General features: G+C 65.9%; 20 protein-coding genes. 9 read left to right on the top strand and 11 right to left on the bottom strand.

The genetic code is table 11. From position 1 onward, the window contains the following. Positions 1-124 precede the first annotated feature (124 nt). The 7 genes from gap to ppc all read left to right on the top strand — a co-directional run bounded on the left by gap (position 125) and on the right by ppc (position 7,627). Positions 125-1,147 (top strand): type I glyceraldehyde-3-phosphate dehydrogenase, encoded by a 1,023-nt coding sequence (gene gap / locus M2432_RS09140; RefSeq protein ID WP_280826470.1) that lies wholly within the window; start codon positions 125-127, stop codon positions 1,145-1,147. Between the two features lie 23 nt (positions 1,148-1,170). Then, positions 1,171-2,397, top strand: coding sequence for a phosphoglycerate kinase (locus M2432_RS09135; protein ID WP_280826469.1), 1,227 nt, complete (start codon positions 1,171-1,173; stop codon positions 2,395-2,397). A gap of 8 nt (positions 2,398-2,405) precedes the next feature. Then, positions 2,406-3,191 carry a triose-phosphate isomerase gene (gene tpiA, locus M2432_RS09130; RefSeq protein ID WP_280826468.1) on the top strand — a complete coding sequence of 262 codons (786 nt, stop codon included), beginning with the start codon at positions 2,406-2,408 and terminating at the stop codon, positions 3,189-3,191. Positions 3,192-3,246: 55 nt separating this feature from the next. Then, the gene (gene secG, locus M2432_RS09125) at positions 3,247-3,483 is read left to right on the top strand and encodes a preprotein translocase subunit SecG (RefSeq protein WP_280826467.1); all 237 of its coding nucleotides are present in this window, start codon (positions 3,247-3,249) and stop codon (positions 3,481-3,483) included. A gap of 230 nt (positions 3,484-3,713) precedes the next feature. Further along, positions 3,714-4,298 (top strand): MspA family porin, encoded by a 585-nt coding sequence (locus tag M2432_RS09120; RefSeq protein ID WP_348536303.1) that lies wholly within the window; start codon positions 3,714-3,716, stop codon positions 4,296-4,298. Beyond that, positions 4,295-4,723 (top strand): hypothetical protein, encoded by a 429-nt coding sequence (locus M2432_RS09115; protein ID WP_280826465.1) that lies wholly within the window; start codon positions 4,295-4,297, stop codon positions 4,721-4,723. Before M2432_RS09120 ends, M2432_RS09115 begins: the two co-directional genes overlap by 4 nt. A gap of 81 nt (positions 4,724-4,804) precedes the next feature. Then, a complete protein-coding gene (gene ppc / locus M2432_RS09110; RefSeq protein WP_280826464.1) occupies positions 4,805-7,627 on the top strand; it encodes a phosphoenolpyruvate carboxylase in 2,823 nt (940 codons plus the stop codon). Positions 7,628-7,683: 56 nt separating this feature from the next. Here ppc and M2432_RS09105 read toward each other — a convergent pair whose 3' ends face one another. The 7 genes from M2432_RS09105 to tkt form a co-directional block, all read right to left on the bottom strand. After that, positions 7,684-9,222: an adenylate/guanylate cyclase domain-containing protein gene (locus M2432_RS09105; RefSeq protein WP_280826463.1), complete on the bottom strand. Its 1,539-nt coding sequence runs from the start codon at positions 9,220-9,222 to the stop codon at positions 7,684-7,686. Between the two features lie 71 nt (positions 9,223-9,293). Next, positions 9,294-9,665 (bottom strand): ATPase, encoded by a 372-nt coding sequence (locus M2432_RS09100; protein ID WP_280826462.1) that lies wholly within the window; start codon positions 9,663-9,665, stop codon positions 9,294-9,296. Between the two features lie 84 nt (positions 9,666-9,749). Then, entirely contained in the window at positions 9,750-10,484 is a 735-nt protein-coding gene (gene pgl / locus M2432_RS09095) for a 6-phosphogluconolactonase (protein WP_280826461.1), read from the bottom strand. Continuing rightward, positions 10,477-11,388: a glucose-6-phosphate dehydrogenase assembly protein OpcA gene (opcA, locus tag M2432_RS09090; protein ID WP_280826460.1), complete on the bottom strand. Its 912-nt coding sequence runs from the start codon at positions 11,386-11,388 to the stop codon at positions 10,477-10,479. Before opcA ends, pgl begins: the two co-directional genes overlap by 8 nt. A 75-nt stretch (positions 11,389-11,463) precedes the next feature. Next, positions 11,464-13,023: a glucose-6-phosphate dehydrogenase gene (zwf, locus tag M2432_RS09085; protein WP_280826459.1), complete on the bottom strand. Its 1,560-nt coding sequence runs from the start codon at positions 13,021-13,023 to the stop codon at positions 11,464-11,466. A gap of 61 nt (positions 13,024-13,084) precedes the next feature. Beyond that, on the bottom strand, positions 13,085-14,194 hold the full coding sequence (gene tal / locus M2432_RS09080) for a transaldolase (protein ID WP_280826458.1): 1,110 nt from the start codon (positions 14,192-14,194) through the stop codon (positions 13,085-13,087). Between the two features lie 43 nt (positions 14,195-14,237). Then, entirely contained in the window at positions 14,238-16,331 is a 2,094-nt protein-coding gene (gene tkt / locus M2432_RS09075) for a transketolase (RefSeq protein ID WP_280826457.1), read from the bottom strand. A 276-nt stretch (positions 16,332-16,607) separates the two neighbouring features. On the opposite strand from tkt, the gene M2432_RS09070 reads away from it, so the two are divergent. Further along, on the top strand, positions 16,608-17,543 hold the full coding sequence (locus M2432_RS09070) for a heme o synthase (RefSeq protein ID WP_280826518.1): 936 nt from the start codon (positions 16,608-16,610) through the stop codon (positions 17,541-17,543). An 88-nt stretch (positions 17,544-17,631) separates the two neighbouring features. Here M2432_RS09070 and M2432_RS09065 read toward each other — a convergent pair whose 3' ends face one another. Beyond that, on the bottom strand, positions 17,632-18,606 hold the full coding sequence (locus M2432_RS09065) for a quinone oxidoreductase (protein WP_280826456.1): 975 nt from the start codon (positions 18,604-18,606) through the stop codon (positions 17,632-17,634). Between the two features lie 18 nt (positions 18,607-18,624). Between M2432_RS09065 and M2432_RS09060 the strand changes: the two genes are divergently transcribed. After that, positions 18,625-19,563, top strand: a complete 939-nt coding sequence (locus tag M2432_RS09060; protein ID WP_280826455.1) for a hypothetical protein — start codon at positions 18,625-18,627, stop codon at positions 19,561-19,563. On the opposite strand, the gene M2432_RS09055 is transcribed toward M2432_RS09060, so the two are convergent. From M2432_RS09055 to M2432_RS09045, 3 genes are read right to left on the bottom strand one after another with little or no spacing between them, the layout of a single operon-like run. Beyond that, positions 19,513-20,466: a heme A synthase gene (locus M2432_RS09055; RefSeq protein ID WP_280826454.1), complete on the bottom strand. Its 954-nt coding sequence runs from the start codon at positions 20,464-20,466 to the stop codon at positions 19,513-19,515. The two genes, M2432_RS09060 and M2432_RS09055, sit on opposite strands and share 51 nt — an antisense overlap. 55 nt (positions 20,467-20,521) lie before the next feature. Continuing rightward, positions 20,522-21,316 carry an ABC transporter permease gene (locus tag M2432_RS09050; RefSeq protein ID WP_280826453.1) on the bottom strand — a complete coding sequence of 265 codons (795 nt, stop codon included), beginning with the start codon at positions 21,314-21,316 and terminating at the stop codon, positions 20,522-20,524. Positions 21,317-21,347: 31 nt separating this feature from the next. After that, positions 21,348-22,262 (bottom strand): ABC transporter ATP-binding protein, encoded by a 915-nt coding sequence (locus M2432_RS09045; protein WP_280826517.1) that lies wholly within the window; start codon positions 22,260-22,262, stop codon positions 21,348-21,350. Between the last annotated feature and the right edge of the window lie 49 nt (positions 22,263-22,311).

The raw sequence follows: 22,311 nt of genomic DNA, 5'->3' as shown, positions 1-22,311 counted from the left end.
GTTCGGGCCGACCTTGCTGACCAGAACGCATACGCAGTAAGGCAGACCATTAGGCTGGGCCGCGAGCGGTTTTCACAGCATCACCTAAGTCAAGGCATCATCCATTTAGCTAAGGAGCACAGCAGTGACGATTCGGATCGGCGTCAACGGCTTCGGCCGCATCGGCCGCAACTTCTTCCGGGCCCTGGACGCGCAGAAGGCGGAGGGTAAGAACACCGATCTCGAGATCGTGGCGGTCAACGATCTCACCGACAACGCCTCGCTGGCGCACCTGCTGAAGTTCGACTCGATCCTGGGCCGGCTGCCTTACGACGTCAGCCTGGAGGGCGACGACACCATCGTCGTCGGCGACCACAAGATCAAGGCACTCGAGGTCAAGGAAGGCCCCGCCGCCCTGCCGTGGGGTGACCTGGGCGTTGACGTCGTCGTCGAGTCCACCGGCATCTTCACTGCCCGCGCCAAGGCGCAGGGCCACCTGGACGCCGGCGCCAAGAAGGTCATCATCTCCGCGCCGGCCAGCGACGAGGACATCACCATCGTGATGGGCGTCAACGACGACAAGTACGACGGCACCCAGAACATCATCTCCAACGCCTCGTGCACCACCAACTGCCTCGGCCCCATGGCCAAGGTGCTCAACGACGAGTTCGGCATCGTCAAGGGCTTGATGACCACCATCCACGCCTACACCCAGGACCAGAACCTGCAGGACGGCCCGCACAAGGATCTGCGCCGCGCCCGCGCCGCCGCCCTCAACATCGTGCCGACCTCCACCGGTGCCGCCAAAGCCATCGGCCTGGTGCTGCCCGAGCTCAAGGGCAAGCTGGACGGCTATGCGCTGCGGGTGCCGATCCCCACTGGTTCGGCCACCGACCTGACCGTCGAGCTCGCCAAGGCAGCCTCTGCTGCGGACATCAACGCCGCGATGCAGGCCGCCGCCGAGGGTCCGATGAAGGGCATCCTCAAGTACTACGACGCCCCGATCGTCTCCAGCGACATCGTCACCGACCCGCACAGCTCGATCTTCGACTCCGGCCTGACCAAGGTCATCGACGACCAGGCCAAGGTGGTCTCCTGGTACGACAACGAGTGGGGCTACTCCAACCGCCTCGCCGACCTGATCGCGCTCGTCGGCAAGTCCCTGTAAGCGTCAAGCGACAGGAATTATCTATGAGCATCAGGACTCTTGATGAGTTGCTGAGCGAAGGCGTCGAAGGTCGGGGCGTATTGGTGCGCTCCGACCTCAACATCCCGCTCGACGATGACGGCAATATCACCGATCCCGGCCGGATCATCGCCTCGGCGCCCACGCTCAAAGCGCTGGCCGAGGCGGGTGCCAAGGTGGTCGTCACTGCGCATCTGGGCCGCCCCAAGGGCGGTCCCGATCCCAAGTTCTCGCTGGCACCCGTCGCCGCCGCGTTGGGGGAGCAGTTGGGCCGCCACGTGCAGCTGGCTGGTGATGTGGTGGGCACCGATGCGCTCGCTCGCGCCGAGGGCCTGACCGACGGAGATGTGTTGCTGCTGGAGAACATTCGGTTCGACCCGCGCGAGACCAGCAAGGATGACGCCGAGCGGATGGCTCTGGCGCACGAGTTGGCCGCGTTGGTCGAGGGCGCCGATGGTTCGCCGGGCGCATTCGTCTCCGACGGTTTCGGCGTGGTGCATCGTAAGCAGGCCTCGGTCTATGACGTCGCGACGTTATTGCCGCACTATGCCGGCACGCTGGTCGGCGCTGAGGTCAAAGTGCTTGAGCAGCTGACCAGTTCGACCGATCGGCCGTACGCCGTGGTGCTCGGCGGGTCGAAGGTCTCCGACAAACTGGCGGTCATCGAGAACCTGGCCACCAAGGCCGACAGCCTGATCATCGGCGGCGGCATGTGCTTCACCTTCCTTGCTGCCCAAGGAGTTTCGGTAGGCACCTCGCTGCTGCAGGAGGAGATGATCGACACCTGCCGCAAGCTCCTGGAGGACTACGGCGACGTCATCCATCTACCCGTGGACATCGTGGTGGCGGACAAGTTCGCCGCAGACGCAGAGCCGGAAACCGTTGCCGCGGACCGGATTTCGGAGGGCAAGATGGGCCTGGACGTCGGCCCGGCGTCGGTCCGTCGCTTCACTGCGCTGCTGAGCAACGCCAAGACGGTGTTCTGGAATGGTCCTATGGGCGTGTTCGAGTTTCCGTCGTTCGCCGCGGGCACCAAGGGTGTCGCCGAGGCCATCATCACCGCTACGTCGAAGGGCGCCTTCAGCGTCGTCGGCGGGGGCGACTCGGCTGCTGCGGTGCGCCAGCTCGGACTGCCCGAGGACGGCTTCTCCCACATCTCCACCGGTGGCGGCGCCTCACTGGAATACCTTGAGGGCAAAGAACTTCCCGGCATCGCCGTTCTCGAGACCTAGGAGCTCACTTGTCGCGTAAACCGCTCATCGCGGGAAACTGGAAGATGAACCTCAACCATTTCGAGGCCATCGCCCTGGTGCAGAAGATCGCATTTGCCTTGCCGGACAAGTACTTCGACAAGGTCGACGTCACCGTCATCCCGCCGTTCACCGACCTGCGCAGCGTGCAGACCCTGGTCGACGGCGACAAGCTGAAGCTCACCTATGGTGCGCAGGACGTTTCGCAGCACGAGTCAGGCGCTTACACCGGTGAGATCAGCGGTGCGTTCCTGGCGAAGCTGGGCTGCACCTTCGCAGTGGTTGGTCACTCGGAGCGGCGGACCTACCACGCGGAGTCCGATGAGCTGGTGGCGGCCAAGGCCGCCGCGGCACTCAAGCATGGGCTGACCCCCATCGTCTGCATCGGCGAGGGTCTGGACATCCGCGAGGCCGGCAACCACGTCGCCTACAACGTCGAGCAGCTCAAGGGCTCGCTGGCCGGGTTGTCCGCCGATCAGATCAGCCAGGTGGTGATCGCTTACGAACCGGTGTGGGCGATCGGTACCGGGCGGGTGGCCAGTGCCGCCGACGCGCAAGAAGTGTGTGCGGCTATCCGGGCCACTCTGGCGGAGCTGGCTTCGGCCGACATCGCAGCAGGTGTCCGGGTGCTCTACGGCGGCTCGGTGAACGCCAAGAACGTCGGTGAGATCGTGGCGCAGACCGATGTGGACGGCGCTCTGGTCGGTGGTGCCTCGCTGGACGGCGAGCAGTTCGCCACACTGTCGGCGATCGCCGCAGGTGGGCCGCTGCCGTAGACGGCAAATTGGGCCGCTGCCTTGATCCGCGCACGGCACCGGTAGGCTGTCAGTCATGGTTTTGGCCCTGCAGATCACGTTGATCGTCACCAGTGTGTTGGTTGTGTTGCTGGTGTTGCTTCACCGGGCCAAGGGTGGCGGCCTGTCGACGCTGTTCGGTGGCGGTGTGCAGTCCAGCCTTTCGGGTTCGACCGTGGTGGAGAAGAACCTCGACCGGCTGACCTATTTCATCGTCGCCATCTGGGTGGTCTCGATCATCGCTATGGCCCTTCAGATCAAATACGCCGCCTGACCGCGTCAACGTTGCCAAAACCGGCTCCGCCTGAATGGCGGGGCCGGTTTTGCTTATGCGGAGGCAACTGGGCGTAACAGGAATCACTCAGGGGCAGGACCTATTATCGCTGGCGGGCTCGGGGGAGATGTTGCCGCGACCACAGTCAATCGATTGCTTCGGTTAGGCAGGTGTGTGTGCTGAAACTTGTTCGTGCCGGTGCGATGGCTCTGCTCTGCGCGACCGGCGGGGTGGGCGGACCCGTGGCCAAGGCAGAGCCCCTGCCGGTCGCCGATGTTGCGCAGTCCACCAACACCGAAGACGGCTGGCATCTTGGCGTCGGTCTCACCCAGATGACCATTAACTCGGTGCCGAACATGGCAGCTACCGCGTTCACCCGGGAAGGGTTCGTCACCGGCAAGGCCGCGGCCACCATCGGCGGCAGTGGTTCGTCGGCCGTCAACAACGGGACGCTGATCCTGGGCCTGCAGCTCGGTTGCCAGATCGACCTGAGTGAGGGAGCAAGTGTCGGCGGCGACGCCGAGATCGGTGTCAACCCGGGCTTCAACAGCAGCAACCTCTTCAGTGCGATCGGCCCCTACGCCGACCTGGAAGGCAATGTCTCGGTGAACCTGCTACCCGGCACCATCACCAACGTGGTGCTCGGGAAGAAGTCACTCAAGGGCCGTACCGGCGGCATCACTGTGCACGACGCGCACGTCAAGGTTGACGCGTGCGGGGGGCCGGTGTCCATCAGATTCTTCTCGACGGTAACCATCGACACCGACAAGAACGACGACAGCGTCAACGCCTACGGTGACATCCTGCAACTATGAGCACCTTTCGGAAACCCGCCATGACAGGCCGCCGCTGGCTCGCGGCCGTCGGGGTCGGAGCCTGGTCGGTGGCCGCCTGGATTGGCGCACCGTTGGCGGATGCGGACTGCACGACCGCGGGTGATTTCGGCGCAGGTGCGGGATGTGCGCCTCCCGGTGGTGGCGGATCATCACCGCAGGCCTGGCCACCGACCGCGGTGGACTGGCCACCGAGTGCCGGCGAGGACTCCGACAACGGCAAGGGCGGCGGAAAGGGTGGAGGCGACGAATCCTCGTCGACGCCGATCGTGATGCCGAACGGGCAGCAGGCGGCCTCGACCAAGTCACAGTCCAGTGGGGGCTCGTCCGCGAAGGATTCGTCGAGCACGTCGACCACGCCGATCGTCCCGGCGGGCGCACCGGCACCGGTCACCACCGTCAGCTGACCACGACGCCCATCGTCGTACCCACCCCGACGCACTGACCTTCGCCCTGCGCCACCGCGTCAGGCCGTCGATACTGGACTGATGGCAGGGGATTCCGAGGCTTCCGACGTTACCGAGGGGCCAGATACCGCACTACTTCCGATCGGTTCGGTGCTGCGGACCCAGGTAGGCCGAGAGGCCACCGAACCCATGCGTGAGGACATCCGGCTGCTCGGGGCGATCCTCGGTGACACCGTTCGAGAGCAGAACGGAGAGGCTGTTTTCGAGCTGGTGGAGCGGGCCCGGGTGGAATCGTTCCGGGTGCGCCGGTCGGAGATCGACCGCGCCGAGTTGGCCGCTCTGTTCGACGGTATCGACGCTCGGCAGGCCATTCCGGTGATCCGGGCATTCACCCACTTCGCGCTGCTTGCCAACGTGGCCGAGGACATTCATCGGGAGCGCCGCCGAGCCGTGCACGTCGCCGCCGGTGAACCGCCACAGAACAGCAGCCTGGCGGCCACCTACCTCAAGCTCGACACCGCCGACCTCGATGCCGATACCGTTGCCGACGCGCTGCGAGGTGCCCTGGTAGCCCCGGTGATCACCGCGCACCCGACAGAGACGCGGCGCCGCACCGTGTTCGACACCCAAAATCGGATCACCGAATTGATGCGGCTGCGGATGCGTGGGTATACGTGCACCCGCGATGACCGCAGCATCGAGATCGAGTTGCGGCGGCACATCCTGACGCTGTGGCAGACCGCGTTGATCCGCTTGGCGCGCTTGAAGATTCAAGATGAGATCGCCACCGGTCTGCGGTACTACCCGGCGGCGTTCTTTGAGGTCATCCCGCAGGTCAACGCAGAAGTGCGCGCCGCCCTCCAGGCCCGCTGGCCTGGTGCGGACCTATTGGAGCAGCCGATGCTGCGGCCGGGTTCGTGGATCGGCGGCGACCGTGACGGCAACCCCAATGTCACCGCCGAGGTGGTGCGGCTGGCCACCGGCAGTGCCGCCTACACCGCGCTGGATCACTATTTCGCCGAGCTGACCGCGCTGGAACAGGAGCTGTCGATGTCGGCGCGGTTGGTGCACGTCAGCCCTGACCTGCAGGCGTTGGCGGCGGAGTGCACCGAACCGGTCTCGGCCGACGAGCCCTACCGGTGCGCGTTGCGGGTGATCCGGGCTCGGCTGACCGCCACTGCCGCCGACATCCTGGACCGTCAACCCGAGCATGAGCTGAATCTGGCTCTGCCGCGCTATCAGACGCCGGCCGAGCTGCTGGCCGACCTGAACGCCATCGACAGCTCGTTGCGGGCCAACGGCAGTGCGGTGCTGGCCGATGACCGGCTGGCAATGCTGCGAGAATCGGTGCACGTCTTCGGTTTTCACTTGTGTGGCCTGGATATGCGGCAGAACTCCGACGTGCATGAGCAGGTGGTGGCCGAACTGCTGGCCTGGGCCGGCGTGCACGACGACTACCAGTCCCTGGACGAAGACGCCCGGATATCGGTTCTGGTGGCGGAGCTGTCCACCCGGCGCCCTCTGGTCGGCCCGGACGCCCAGCTGTCTGATCTCGCCCGCAAGGAACTCGACATCGTCGCCGCTGCCGCGCACGCGGTGAACGTGTACGGAGCACAGGCGGTGCCCAACTACATCATCTCGATGTGCCAGTCGGTGTCGGACATGCTGGAGGCGGCGATCCTGCTCAAGGAGGTGGGTCTGCTCGATGCCGCGGGGGCTGATCCGCACAGCCCGGTGGGCATCGTGCCGTTGTTCGAGACGATCGACGATCTGCAGCGTGGATCATCGATTCTTGAAGCGGCTCTTGACATTCCGCTGTACCGGGCGATCGTGACCGCACGCGGGGAACAGCAGGAGGTGATGCTGGGCTACTCCGATTCCAACAAAGATGGTGGCTATCTGGCCGCGAACTGGGCGCTGTACCGGGCCGAGCTGGATCTGGTGGAATCGGCCCGCAAGACCGGTATCCGCTTGCGGCTGTTCCATGGCCGCGGTGGCACCGTCGGCCGCGGGGGCGGCCCCAGCTACGACGCGATCCTGGCCCAGCCGCCGGGCGCGGTGCGGGGTTCGTTGCGGATCACCGAGCAGGGCGAAGTGATCGCCGCCAAGTACGCCGAACCCCATGCGGCGCAGCGCAATCTGGAATCGCTGCTGTCCGCAACGCTGGAATCCACGCTGCTGGATGTCGAGGGCTTGGGTGATGCGGCCGGCCCGGCGTACCAGGTGCTCGACGACCTGGCTGCCCGTGCACAACACGCGTACGCCGACTTGGTCCATGACACACCGGGATTCGTCGAATACTTCAAGGCGTCGACGCCGGTCAGCGAGATCGGCGCGCTCAACATCGGCAGTCGCCCGACGTCGCGCAAGCCCACCACATCAATCTCCGATCTGCGGGCCATCCCGTGGGTGCTGGCCTGGAGCCAGTCCCGGGTCATGCTGCCCGGCTGGTATGGGACCGGGACGGCGTTCGAGGAGTTCATCGATAGCACCCCAGGCGGTCTGCAGACCCTGCAGGACCTGTATGCGCGCTGGCCGTTCTTCCGCACCGTGCTTTCCAACATGGCCCAGGTGCTGGCCAAGTCCGACATGGGTCTGGCAGCGCGGTACGCCTCACTGGTCGACGACGAAGCGTTGCGGCACAGGGTGTTCGACAAGATCGTCGCCGAACACGACCGCAGCATCCGAATGCACGCGCTCATCACCGGGCAGGACAACCTGCTGGCCGACAACCCGGCGTTGGCGCGATCGGTGTTCAACCGCTTCCCGTACCTGGAACCGTTGAACCACCTGCAGGTCGAGTTGTTGCGCCGCTACCGCTCCGGTGACGAAGACGAGCTGGTGCAGCGCGGCATCCTGCTGACCATGAGCGGCCTCGCGACGGCGCTGCGCAACAGCGGGTAGCGGCACGGGTGGCCCTGCGCGCTGTGCTCGATCAGGTTGTGGGACTGGCTGTTTGCTCATCTCCGGCCGGTGACCGGGGCGAGGCGGGCCATCCCGCGCACGATCCACGGTGTCCGCCTGACGATCACCTCGACCGCGCGATCTGAGCGGCGCATCGAGGACCGACGGTCGGGGGTCGGCATTGATGCCAGCTCTGCCTCGGCCGATCCCGCCTGCGCGCCATGGCGATTCACCGCCAAGAGTTGCCATGTACCGGGTACGCCACGCAGCTCGGCACAGCCGCGGTCCTCGAAGCCGGTGCCCGAGCCGACGACCAGGTCGCGCACGGTGCGGGAAACCAGGATTTCCCGACCGCCGGCTTGGCCGCAGATCCGCGCGGCGATGTGTACTGCAATGCCCCCGATGTCGTTGTCGAGCAGTTCGCATTCGCCGGTGTGTATGCCGGCACGGATCTCGACGCCCAGCGTCTCGACGTCCGCGCGTAATGCCTCGGCGCAGCGGATGGCCTGCGTCGGGCCGTCGAACGTCATGAGGTGACCGTCGCCGGTGTGTTGCACCACCGTGCCGCCGAACCGTTGCGTGAGGTCGGCGGTGATCTCACCAAAGCGGTGCAGCACTGCGCGCCACCGCTCGTCGCCGATGGCTGCAGCGTGTTCGGTCGAGGCGACGATATCGGTGAACAGCACGGTACGCAGCGCACGGTGCGACCGCGGCGGTGCGGCACGGCTGCCGGTGAGGAACTCCTCGATGCTGGTCAGGATCTTGTGGGGTTCGGTGAACCAGGGTGCGTGATCAGCGCCGTCGACCTCGAGGTACCGCGCCCCCGGAATATGGTCAGCGAGGTAGCGGCTGTTCTGCACCGGTGTGGTGTCCTCGCGGGCATGGATGACCAGGGTCGGTGCGGAGAGCGTCGGCAAAAGCGGCCGCACGTCGATCCGGTAATTTGATTCCATCGTTGCGCGCAACATGCCCGGGCTGGCGCACATGCGCTCGACCATCGCGAGCTGGCGCATCGACCGGACCGACGGGAAAAAAGCTTTCGCCGTCGCGCCGCTGCCCCACGCCGAGCGCGCAGCACGGCCCATTTCTTGGAACCGGGCCAACTGCTTCGTCGATGGCGTGTAGTTCTCACCCAGCTCGGCCAGGACGCGCGCCCGCAGTTCACCCGGGTCGCCGTCCAAGTCGTCCCACCCGCCCCCTGCGAATGCGAGAGAACCGTAGAGGATCAGTGCTCGCGTTCGCTCTGGTCGCTTTGCCGCAAACGCGATGGCCTGTGGGCCGCCTTCGCTCATACCGAACACGACGGGCTTGCCGAAGCCGGCGGCGTCCATAACGGCCTCGATCTCGGCTGCTCGCTCTTCAAGCAAACGAACTTTCGGGATGGGGTCCGACAGACCGACCCCGGCCTTATCGAACATGACGACGCGACAAAAAGTGGCGAGCTGATCGAAAAAGGCCTTGAACTCGGGCATGGCCCAGAACAACTCGACGTGGAAGACCATCGGCCCGACGAAGACAAGCTCGACCGGCCCGTCGCCGAACACCTGATACGCCAGGCTCAGATCGCCGCAGGGTGCGTACAGCGTTTCCGCCACCGCATGAGCGTACTGCGGCCGGGCGCCAGTGGGCCGGAATCGACCGGCCGGCTCGGCGGTACGCTGAGCCGCTAACTGCGGCTGCGCAGTGCGGTGAGGATCCCGCGCACTGCGTTCTCTGTAGCCGCGATCGGCGAAACGAACGTCTCGGCCACGCCGACGATCACTTCCACTCGTCCGACGATCGACTCCATTCGCTCAACCACCGTGAGCATCTTGGGCGGAAGGACCTCGATCTTGTCGATGGTGTCGTTGAATCGGGCCATCGTGGCTTCCAAAGCCTCGGTCGCCCGGTCGAGATCGGCCAGAGTGTTGGACAGGTCGACCAGGATGGTCTCGACCTGCCCGACCGTCATGTCGGCATTAAGTGCCGCCTGGGTCAGGGTCTTGAGTCGCTGCCGTCCCGCGCCGGTACGAGGCGAGCCGTCCCCCTTGTCAGCCATACCAACGAGTATGACGGCCGGCCACCCGGTTGGGCCAGGCAGCTGAGTGACCGTTAGGTGTTGCCACGGACGGTTGCGGGGACATTACAGCTTCGCCGCTGCTGCTGCATCCACCAGCCACACGGTTGCCTCGGTGCCGACCGCACCGGCCGCCGGGATGTCCTCCGCCGACGCGCCACCCACGGCAGCGGCTACCGCGTCAGCCTTCTCGGAGCCAGCTACAACCAGCCACACCTGGCGGGCACGGCGAACCGCGGGCAGGGTCAACGTGATGCGCTGTGGCGGCGGCTTCGGGGAGTCGGTGACCGCGAGAACGTAATGCGATGTCTCGCGCACCGCCGGGGTGTGTGGGAACAGCGAGTTGATGTGACCTTCGCCGCCCATGCCCATCAGATGCACGTCGAATTCCGGTGTCGGCGAACCGTTTCCGGCCACCTGGGCCAGCTCGCGTTCATAGGCTGCAGCCGCGGCCACGATGTCGGTGCCGAACTCGCCGTCGCTGGCCGCCATCGCATGCACGTTGGCCGCCGGGATGTCGATCGAATCGAGCAACGCCTCACGGGCCTGCTTGATGTTGCGGTCAGCGTCGTCGGCCGGCACAAACCGATCATCGCCCCAGAACAGGTGCACCTTGGCCCAGTCGACGGGATGCCCTCCGACGTGCTTGAGCAGCTTGATCCCGGTGCCCCCGCCGGTCAGCACGATATACGCGACACCGCGGGCCGCAATGGCGGCCGAAATGGCCTGCACCAGATGGTCTCCGGTCGCTGCGACCAGGGCGTCGGCGTCGTCGTGCTTTTCGATGATCAACTCAGACATAGACAACCCTGTCCAGGCCCTGCAGAGCACGGTGGTAGATGTCGTCGGCGTCCAGGCGCCGCATTTCCTCGGCCAGGCAATCGCGAGCTTCGCGGCGCGCCAACGGGATTCGGCCGTCAGGTCGGCCGGTGCGGACCAGTTTGGCGGTGACGCCCGTCTGGGGCCGGCTCAGTGCGATGGTCTCGCTGGGTCGGGTCAGGACGACCTTGAGTTCGCCGACCGCGCGGGTCACCGGGCCGTCGATGCAGCTGGCCAGCCAGCCCGCCAGGATGTCCAGTGCCGGTTCGTCTTTCAGGCCGGACACCACCGCGGACAGAATCGGCTCATACGGCGCTTGGTCGACCGCCGAGGCCAGCAGTGCCCGCCAGTAGGTGACCCGACTCCACGCCAGATCGGTGTCGCCGGCGGTGTACCCGGCCAACCGACCCTTGATAGAGGCCAAGGGGTCCTCGCCGTTGGTGGCGTCGGTGATCCGGCGAATTGCCAACTTGCCCAATGGATCTTCCGCCGGGCATTCCGGCGCGATATCGGGCCAGAAAGTGACCACCGGGGTGTCCGGCAACAGGAACGGCATCACCACGCTGCTGGCATGCCCTGCCAGGGGACCCGAAAGGCGAAGCACTACAACTTCATTGGCTCCTGCATCCCGGCCGACCCGGAGTTGAGCATCGAGTCGAGCGGTGGAAGCCAACCGATCACCGGGGATCACCACGATCACCCGACACGGATGCTCGCGGCTGGCCGCGTTGGCCGCCTCGATCGACTCTTCGAGCATGGCCTCGGTAGCCGGCGCAACCACCAGGGTCAGCACCCGGCCCAGGGTGATGGCGCCGCCCTCTTCGCGCAGCGCCACGATCTTCTTGTTGATTACGTCTGTGCTGGTGTCGGGAAGATCGACGATCATGGCTCGGCTCCTTCTCGTTGCGCTCCTCGCTCGTACCTCGCTGCGATGCTCACTCGTCGTCGCCTTCGCGGATCATTAGGGCCGCCTCCATTCGCGGCCAGAGCGCCGCAGCATCTCGAACGCCGAATCAGGACCCCAGCCACCGGAGTCGTAGGAGTCGGGTCTACCGCCGGCCTTGTCCTCGGCAGCCCAGAAATCCAGCACCGGATCGAGAACCTTCCAGGCCAGCTCGACCTCGGCGTTGACCGGGAACAGTGACGGCTCACCGAGCAGGACGTCCAGTATCAGTCGTTCATAGGCCTCGGGGGAGTCCTCGGCGAACGCCGACCCGTAGGAGAAGTCCATGCTGACGTCGCGGACCTCCATGGTATTGCCGGGCACCTTCGAACCGAACCTCAGCGTGATGCCCTCATCCGGTTGCACCCGGATCACCAGTGCGTTCTTGCCCAGTTCCTCGGTCATGGTGGTGTCGAACGGCAGATGGGGTGCGCGTTTGAACACCAATGCGATCTCAGTCACCCTGCGGCCCAAGCGTTTTCCGGTGCGCAGGTAGAACGGCACACCCGCCCACCGCCGGGTGTCCACGTCCAGCGTGATGGCGGCGAACGTCTCGGTGGTCGATGTCTTGGAGAAGCCTTCCTCGTCTAGCAGCCCGACCACCTTTTCGCCGCCCTGCCAGCCCGAAGCGTATTGGCCGCGGGATGCCGTCTGGTCCAAAGGTTCGGCCAGTCGCGTCGCCGAGAGCACCTTGATCTTTTCGGTCTGCAGTTCATGCGGTTGGAAGCTGACAGGTTCTTCCATTGCGGTCAATGCCAACAGTTGCAGCAGGTGGTTCTGGATGACGTCGCGAGCCGCCCCGATGCCGTCGTAATAGCCTGCGCGCCCGCCCAATCCGATGTCCTCGGCCATGGTGATCTGCACGTGATCGACGTAATGCGCATTCCACACCGGCTCGAACAGCTCATTGGCGAATCGCAGCGCCAGGATGTTCTGGACGGTCTCCTTGCCCAGATAGTGGTCGATGCGGAAGACCGACGACTCCGGGAACACGCTGTTGACGACGTGGTTGAGTTCCTCGGCGCTGGCCAGGTCGTGGCCGAACGGCTTCTCGATGACCACTCGACTCCAGCAGCCTTCGGGCTTGTCGGCCAGCCCGGATTTGGACAGCTGCTCGCACACCTGCGGGAAGGCGTTCGGCGGAATCGACAGGTAGAAGGCGTGATTACCGCCGGTGCCGCGCTCTTCGTCCAGCTTGTGCAGGGTGTCGCGGAGCCGCTCGAATGAGGATTCGTCGTCGAATGTGCCTTGGACGAAACGAAACCCCTCAGCGAGGCGGTCCCATACCTCCTGCCGGAACGGCGTTCGCGCGTGCTTCTGAACGGAGTCGTGCACCACCTGGCTGAAATCCTGGTCGACCCAGTCGCGGCGGGCGAAGCCGATGAGCGAGAACGACGGCGGCAGCAGGCCACGATTGGCGAGGTCGTAGATCGCCGGCATCAGCTTCTTGCGGGCCAGGTCGCCGGTGACCCCGAAGATGACGACTGCGCATGGACCGGCGATGCGCGCCATCCGCTTGTCGCGCTTGTCCCGCAATGGGTTAACCCAGTCGGCCGGCCTGACGTTGCAGTCGCTCATCTCGCCCCTCCGCTCATCTCACCCCTATGCTCGCCGTACCAGCGCCCATCGCGGGCGCGGATTACTTCGCGGCGTCGAGTTGACCCTGCACAGCCTCAACCAGCTCGCCCCAGGACTTCTCGAACTTGTCCACGCCCTCGACTTCGAGGAGGTTGAACACGTCGTCAAGGTCGATGCCGACGGCCGTCAGCTCTTCAAACACGGCCTGCGCTGCGGCGGCAGTTCCGGAGACGGTGTCGCCGGTGATCTGTCCGTGGTCGGCGACTGCCTCCAAGGTCTTCTCCGGCATGGTGTTCACCGTGTGGGGGGCAACCAATTCGGTGACGTACAGGGTGTCCGGGTAATCCGGATTCTTCACCCCGGTCGACGCCCAGAGCGGACGCTGCACTCGCGCGCCGGCACCCTTGAGCGTCGTGAACTGTGCACCGCCGAACACCTGCTCGTACGCCGCGTAGGCCAGTCGGGCATTCGCGACACCGGCCTTGCCCCGTAGGCCGAGCGCCGAACCGCCGAGCTTCTCCAGCCGGGCATCGATCTCGGTGTCCACGCGGGACACGAAAAACGAAGCGACAGAATGGATTTTGGACAGGTCGTGGCCAGCTTCGCGGGCCTTCTCCAGCCCGGTCAGGTAAGCGTCCATGACCTGGCGGTGCCGTTCCACCGAGAAGATCAGCGTCACGTTCACCGAGATGCCCTCGGCGATCACGGCGGTGATCGCGGGCAGGCCGGCCAACGTCGCCGGGATCTTGATCAGCAGGTTGGGCCGGTCGACGATCTTCCACAGCTCGATGGCCTGCAGGATGGTCTTGTCGGTGTCGTGGGCCAGCCGCGGGTCCACCTCGATCGAAACTCGGCCGTCGACGCCGCCGGAGGCTTCGTAGGCCTTGGCCAGCACGTCGCAGGCGTTGCGGACGTCGTCGGTGGTGACGGTGCGGATGGTGGCATCGACGTCGGCGCCGCGCGAGGCCAGCTCACGCACCTGCTCGTCGTAGGCGGTACCCGAGGTCAGGGCGGCCTGGAAGATCGACGGGTTGGTGGTGATGCCCACGATGCTGCGAGTGTCGATGAGCTGCTGCAGGTTTCCGGTCTGCAGCCGCTCCCGCGACAGGTCGTCGAGCCACACGGATACGCCAGCGGCACTCAGCGCTGCCAGGTTCGGGTTCTGCGTCATCTGAATTACCTTCTTCGACTCGGTGATTGGTCTTCAGTGTCGGTTAGTTGTCCAAAGATCGTTCCGCGGCGGCCACGACGGCCTCCGGTGTGAAGCCGAACTCGCGGAACAGCGTCTTGTCGTCGGCCGAAGCGCCATAGTGCTCGATCGAGACGATCTCGCCGGTGTCGCCGACCAGCTTGTGCCAAGGCTGGGCGATACCGGCCTCGACCGCAACTCGGGCAGACACATCAGGCGGCAGCACCGAGTCCCGGTACTCCCTGGGCTGTGCCTCGAACCATTCCAGGCAGGGCATCGAGACCACGTAGGCCACGATGTCCTTGTCTGCCAACAGTTTCTGCGCTGCGACAGCCAGCTGCACCTCGGAGCCGGTGGCGATGATGATGACGTCGGCGTCGTCGGCCGGGTTGCCGCCGCCGAGCACATAGCCACCCTTGGCGGCGCCCTCAGCGTCGGTGCCTTCCAGCACCGGAACACCCTGGCGGGTCAAGATGAATCCGGTCGGGTTGTTGCCGTGAGTGCGCGCCAGGATGGTGCGCCAGGTGTAGGCGGTCTCGTTCGGATCGGCTGGACGCACCACCGACAGGTTCGGGATGGCGCGCAGGGCCGCCAGGTGCTCGATGGGCTGATGGGTCGGGCCGTCCTCGCCCAGACCGATCGAGTCGTGGGTCCAGATGTAGATCGGGTCGATGTTCATCAGCGCGGCCAGCCGAACGGCCGGGCGCATGTAGTCGGCGAACTGCAGGAAGGTGCCACCGAACGGACGGGTTGGCCCGTGCAGCACGATACCGGACAGGATCGAACCCATGGCGTGCTCGCGGATACCGAAGTGCAGCACCCGGCCATACCAGTCGGCGGTGTAGTCCTCGGTCGAGATCGACGGCGGGCCGAACGACTTGACCCCGTTGATGGTGGTGTTGTTGCTGCCCGCCAGATCGGCTGAGCCACCCCACAATTCGGGCAGCTTGCCCGCGACGTCGTTGAGCACCTTGCCGAACGCGGCGCGGGTCGCCACGGCCTTGCTGCCCGGCTCCCAATGGGTCAGGTCGGCATCCCAGCCCTCTGGCAGTTCGCCGGCGTGCAACCGGTCCAGCAGCTTCTTGCGCTCGGGTTCCTTGGCGGCCCAGGCTTCGAAGGTGATCTGCCACTCGTCGTGTGCCTTCTTGCCGCGGCCGACCAGCTCGCGGGTATGGGAGATCACGTCGTCGCGAACGTCGAAGCTCTTGTCGGGGTCGAAGCCGAGCACCTTCTTGGTGGCAGCCACCTCGTCAGCGCCCAGCGCCGAGCCGTGCACGCCGCCGGTGTTCATCTTGGTGGGGGCGGGGTAGCCGATGATGGTGCGCACAGAGATGAACGACGGCTTGTCGATCACCTTGCGCGCGGCCTCGAGCGCCTCCTCGATGGCGACGACGTTCTCGCCGCCCTCGACTTCCTGGACGTGCCAGCCGTACGCGCGGTAGCGGGCGCAGGTGTCTTCGGTCAGTGCGATGTTGGTGTCGTGCTCGATGGAGATTTTGTTGTTGTCCCACAACACAATCAGGTTTCCGAGCTGCTGAGTGCCAGCCAACGAGGAGGCCTCACTGGTGACGCCCTCTTCCATGTCACCGTCGGAGGCGATCACATAGATGTAATGGTCGAACGGGCTGGTGCCCGGCGCGGCATCCGGATCGAACAGACCGCGCTCGTAGCGGGCGGCCATCGCCATGCCGACCGAGGACGCCAGGCCCTGGCCCAGCGGACCGGTGGTGATCTCGACGCCCGTGGTGTGGCCGTACTCGGGGTGGCCCGGCGTCAGCGAACCCCAGGTGCGCAACGCCTCGATGTCGGCCAGTTCGAGACCGAAACCGCCCAGGTACAGCTGCAGGTACAAGGTGAGGCTGGAGTGCCCGCAGGACAGCACGAACCGGTCGCGGCCGATCCAGTGGGTATCCGACGGATCGTGGCGCATCTGACGCTGGAACAGCGTGTAAGCCAGCGGAGCCAGGCTCATGGCCGTGCCGGGGTGGCCGTTGCCCACCTTCTGAACTGCATCCGCGGCCAGCACGCGAACGGTGTCGACGGCGGCCGAGTCCAGCTCGGTCCAGTCATCCGGGTGATTGGGGCGGGTGAGTTCGGAAATCTCTTCGACAGTGGTCACAGGCGCACTCCAAGTTGAGGGACGTCTCAGGCTCGGCAAGAACAAGCGAGCTGCATCTCTACCCTAATGTGCCGGTCTTGGATGACGCAGGCCGCTCGGCTAACCGCTGGTCGTGTTGGGTTGCCGTTCACCTGAATCGACCCTGCGGTACCGGGCACACAGGTACGCCGTCTACCATCGTCTGTAGTAGAAGCCCTGTGCTGCCGCGACACCCGAGGAGATATCTGCGTGAGCATTCGCGAGCGCCGTTCGGTCCACGGGGCGCACGGCAACGAGATTGCCGGCTCTGGGCCCGCTGATTCCGGTGCCGAGGCACCGCACCGCGTTCGCGACACCGTTCTTGCCTACATTGCGCTGACCAAGCCGCGGGTTATCGAGTTGCTGCTGGTCACCGCCATTCCGGCGATGTTGTTGGCGCACCGCGGCTCGGTCGACCCGCTCCTGATCCTGAACACTCTGGTCGGCGGCATGCTGGCGGCTGCCGGCGCCAACACCTTGAACTGTGTCGCCGACGCCGACATCGACAAGGTGATGAAGCGTACCGCCCGTCGACCGTTGGCCCGGGCGACGGTGCCAACCCGACATGCGCTGATCTTCGGCCTGGTGCTGACGGTTGCCTCATTCCTCTGGTTGTGGCGCACGTCAAACCTGCTGTCAGGGTTGCTGGGGCTGGCGACCATCGCCTTCTACGTGTTCGTATACACCTTGCTGCTCAAGCGCCGCACGTCGCAGAACGTGGTGTGGGGCGGGGCCGCCGGCTGCATGCCGGTGATGATCGGTTGGTCGGCGGTGACCGGCACCATCCAGTGGCCCGCGCTGGTGATGTTCCTCGTCATTTTCTTCTGGACGCCACCGCACACCTGGGCCCTGGCCATGCGCTACAAGGAGGACTACCAGGCGGCCGGGGTTCCGATGCTGCCCGCGGTGGCCACCGAGCGCGAGGTCACCAGGCAGATTCTGATCTACACCTGGCTGACCGTGCTGACCACGCTGGCGTTGGCGCTGGCCACCGGCTGGCTGTACGCGGCGGTCGCGCTGGTGGCGGGTGTGTGGTTCCTGGTCATGGCGCACCAGTTGTACTCCGGGGTGAAACGCGGTGAGCCGGTGAAGCCGCTGCGTCTGTTCCTGCAGTCCAACAACTACCTGGCCGTGGTTTTCTGTGCGCTGGCCGTCGACTCGGCGCTGAACCTGCCGTTGCTCCTCGGTCACTGAACCTTCCTCAAGTGCCTTCTCAGGCCAACAAAATGGTCGTTGCCAGCCACCTGGCAACGACCATTTCGTCAACCTGGGCGGGCTCCGATCAGGGCACCAGCACCACCGAGCCGATGGTCCGCCGGCCCTCGAGGTCGGTATGTGCGCGTGCCGCATCAGCCAGTGGGTAGTGCTGGCTCACCGTCACGCTGATGGTGCCGTCGGCGATTGCTGCGAGCAGTTCGCCTGCTCGCCACGAGAATTCGTCGGCATTGCGGGTGTAGTGCGCCAGCGTCGGACGCGTCAGGAACACCGAGCCCGCGGCATTGAGCCGCTGCGGGTCGAACGCCGGCACCGGCCCACTGGACGCACCGAACAGCGCCAGGGTGCCGCGCACTGCGAGGCTGGCCAGGCTGGCGTCGAAAGTCGATGCGCCCACGCCGTCGTACACCGCGGCGACCCCGTTGCCGTCGGTCAGTTCGCGGACCTTGGCGGCGAACTCGGCTGGGTCGTCGGGATAGTCCAGAACCTCGACCGCGCCGGCCTGCCGGGACAGTTCTGCCTTGCCGTCGGTGGAGACGGTCGTGATGACCCGTACAGCCATGCTGGTGGCCCATTGGGTCAGGATCAGCCCGACGCCGCCGGCGCCGGCGTGCAGCAACACGGTGTCGCCTTCCTGTACCGGGTACACCGACTTGATCAGATAGTGCGCAGTCATCCCCTTCAGCAGGGCTGAGGCGGCAACGTCGGCAGCCACGCCGTCGGGCACGTAAGCAACGAAATCGGCAGGCGCCACACAGTATTCGGCGTAACCACCGTCGGCTGCGGCAGTGACGACCCGGTCACCGACGGCCAGCGCTGCGACGTCGTCGCCGACCGCGGTGATGGTGCCGCAGACCTCCTGGCCGGGGATGAAGGGAACCTGCCGCTGGTACAGCCCGGCACGAAAGTAGGTGTCGATGAAATTGACGCCGATCGCCTCTGCCTTGATCAGAACCTCTCCTGGACCTGGGGTCGGCTGCGGTCGGTCGACGAAGGACAGGACTTCGGGGCCGCCGGTTTCGGCGATTTCGATGGCGTACATGCCGCCTATCATTCCAATGTGAAACTCGCCCGGCCCGACATCCGCCATCCCCGTATCGTTTTCGCAGGTTGCCGAGCTTTGGTCGACGGCGACGGTGACGATGCGGGACTGGTCGCCGCATTGCGTGACCGCGGTCTGCACGCCCGCTGGATGTCGTGGGACGACCCGGGGACCTTGGATGCGGACCTGGTTATTTTGCGGGCCACCTGGGACTACACCGAGCGTCACGACGAGTTCCTGGCCTGGACCACCAAGGTGCGGAACCTGCTGAATGCGCCGAACGTGGTCGCGTGGAACTCCGACAAGCGGTATCTGGCCGATCTGGCGGCTGCCGGTGTGCCGATCGTGCCGAGCAGTTTCTTCGCTCCGGGGACTCAGGTGGTGGTGCCGGCCGGTGAGGTGGTGGTCAAGCCCGCAGTCGGCGCGGGTTCGCTTGGCGCCCAACGATTCACCCATGCAGAGGCGGCCCGGGCCCACGCTGCGGCGTTGCAAGCGGCCGGTCGTACCGCGCTGATTCAGCCGTATGACGCGCGGATCGAGGCGGGGGAGAAAGCGTTGGTCTTCCTGTCCGGCAAACAGTCGCACGCATTCACCAAGGAGCCCATGCTGCCGCCGCCCGGCGCAACACCCGAGCTGGACGAGTCCGGAACCTTTGCCGCCGAGCAATTGCAGCCTGCCGAACCGGATTTCGAATTGTGGGACGTCGGATACGCGGCGCTGGCCGCCGCGGCCGCACACCTCGGAATCGACGAGTCGGAGTTCCTGTACGCCCGGGTGGACGTCATCGGGGACCGTCACGATCCGCGACTGTTGGAACTGGAACTGGTTGAGCCGGGGCTGGGTTGGCGTCAACTGGGCGACGCCGAACGTGTTGTGGCGCAGCGGCAGTTCGCGCTCGGCGTGCAGTCAGCCCTGGACCGGCTCGGCCTCGGACCGTTCTCGCATCGAAGCCCATAGCGCTGCCGTGGCTGCAGTACAGGCGGCGGCTCCGGCGACGTGGATGGCGACCAGGACCGCTGGCACGCCGGTGTAGAACTGGACGGCTCCGACCGCACCCTGGGCGCAGACCAGGGCGGCCAGCACTCCGAGCCGTAGCCGCACGGCACCGGGTGCCCGCACCGCGAACAGCGCAAAAGCCAGCCCGATGACGAAGCTCAGATAGGCCACCACAAGCGACGAGTGCAGATGCACCAGGTCGGTGATCTGCAGCTGCAGGCGCTTGACCGGTTCGGCAGCGCTCTTGTCGCCCGCGTGCGGCCCGGCGCCGGTGACCAGGGTGCCGGTGATCAGTACCGCGGACAGCGTCAGCGCGGTGAGAGCCGTGAACCAGCGCAGTGGCGCGGGCGCTACGTGGCGGTACGAACCCTGGTCTGGCTCACCGATTTTCACGTACAGCAACACTGACAGCCAGACCATCGCCATGGACACCAGCAGATGGATCGACACCGTCCACCACAGCAGGCCGGTGCGCACGGTGACGCCGCCGATCACGGCCTGCACAACAGTCGAGGCAGGCATCAGCCAGGCGTACACCAGCACCTCGCGGCGGCGCCGCGCCCGGGTGACGGCCAGTACCGCGAGTACAGCGGTCAGCACCACCCCGAACGTGAACATCCGATTGGTGAACTCGACGGCCTGGTGGACCACCGGCACTTCGGCATGTGGAACCGGGACGAAACTGCCGGGGAAGCACTGCGGCCAGGTCGGGCAGCCCAGTCCGGACGCCGTGACGCGGACGATGGCGCCGGTTACGGAGATGCCGCCCTGGGTGAGGATGACGGCAAGTGCGATCAGACGTTGGACCCGCAGGCTCGGCATCGGCAACGTGTCGACGATCCGCTGAAAAAACCCGTCGGCCATCGCCCGATCGTAGAACAGCGCTAACTACACGTTGTAGTAGGGCCGGTTCGAGACGTCAGCTGAACCGGAACCAGCGCATCGCACCGAGCGCAGTGAGCACGCCCCAGGCGGCCAATACGGCCACGCCGAACCAGTCCAACGACATCGTCATCGCCTGGGTCAGTGCCTCCGTCAGCGCACCCGACGGTGTCAACCGCGCCACCCAGCGCAGCGCCGACGGCACTAGGTGATGCTCGATGGTCAATGCGCCAAGAGCGGCGAACACGAACCAAAGCAGGTTGGCCAGCGCCAGCACGATCTCGGCCTTCAAGGTGCCGCCCAGCAACAGACCCAGCGCGGCGAACGCGGCGGTGCCCAGCGCGATGACCACGGCGCCGAGCGCCAGTCCGCCGATCTCCGGCCGCCAACCGAGAGCAAAACCGATGCCGCCCAACAGGATTGACTGCAGGAAGACCGTGGTGACCACGGCGAGTGCCTTGCCGGCGATGATGCCCCACACCGGCAGTGCGGTGGCGCCGAGCCGTTTGAGCGCGCCGTAGCGCCGATCGAAGGCCACTGCGATGGCCTGCCCGGTGAACGCGGTGGAGATCACCGCCAGCGCCATGATCGGCGGGGTGAAGGTGGCCGCCCGCGTCGTGGCGTGGTTGTCGCCGAAAGTGCCCAGCGGCAACAACGTCATGCCGACCAACAGCGTGATCGGGATGAACATGGTCAGCAGCAACTGCTCGCCGTTGCGCAGCAGCAACTTCAGTTCAAGGCCGTATTGCGCGGCCAGCATCTTGGGTACCGCGGCCGGCCGTGGATCGGGTGAAAAAGTGCCGGTGGCGAACCGGTTGGTCTCAGTACTCATGCACGATCCGCCTGCGCTACTCGCTGGATGGTCACGATCGCAGCTCCCGTCCGGTCAGTTCCAGGAACACGTCCTCGAGGCTGCGCTGCTCGACGCGCATATCAGTGGCCAATACCCCGACCCGCGCACACCAGGCGGTGACCGTGGCCAACACCTGCGGATCGATATGGCCCTCGACCAGGTACTCGCCGGCGGCTGCCTCGGTTACTCGGTAGTCCTCGGGCAACGCCGATTTCAGCAGCGAGAGCTCAAGTTTCGGCGGTGCGGTGAAGCGCAGTTGGTTCTCGGCGCCGCTGTGCATCAGGTCGGCCGGGGTGCCTGCGGCGACCGCTGAACCGTGGTCGATGATGACGATCCGGTCGGCCAGTTCTTCGGCCTCGGTCAGTTGGTGGGTGGTCAGCACCACGGTCACGCCGTCGCGGCGCAGCGCGTCGATGAGCTCCCACACGACGATCCGGGCGTGTGCGTCCATGCCTGCGGTGGGCTCGTCGAGAAACACCAGCTCGGGCCTGCCGACGATGGCGCAGGCCAGCGCCAGGCGCTGCTGCTGACCGCCGGACAACCGCCGGTAGGTGGTGCGGGCCGCCTCGGTCAGGCCCAGGGTGTCCATCAGCCACTTCGGGTCCAACGGATTGGCCGAGTAGGCGGCCACCAGGTCCAGCATCTCGCCGGCCTTGGCTGCCGGATATCCGCCGCCGCCCTGCAGCATGACGCCGATACGCGGCCGGAGCTTGGCGTTGTCGGCGGTCGGGTCCAGGCCGAGGACCGAGATGGTGCCGTGGTCGGGCTTGATGAAGCCTTCGCACATCTCGACGGTGGTGGTCTTGCCGGCGCCGTTGGGCCCGAGCAGGGCCAGCACCTCGGCGCGCTGTACTTCGAGATCCAGATTGTTGACGGCCTGCGTGTCGCCGTAGCGCTTGCTGACGCCGCGCAGCAACACGGGCACTGCCGACGAGCGCTCGCGCGAGGAGCCGTCGGCAGAATCAGGACGTGAA

Source organism: Mycobacterium sp. OTB74 (assembly GCF_029892685.1).
Classification (GTDB): domain Bacteria; phylum Actinomycetota; class Actinomycetes; order Mycobacteriales; family Mycobacteriaceae; genus Mycobacterium.
Note: the sequence above shows the minus strand (reverse complement) of the source record. Positions and strands in the feature narration are given on the sequence as shown.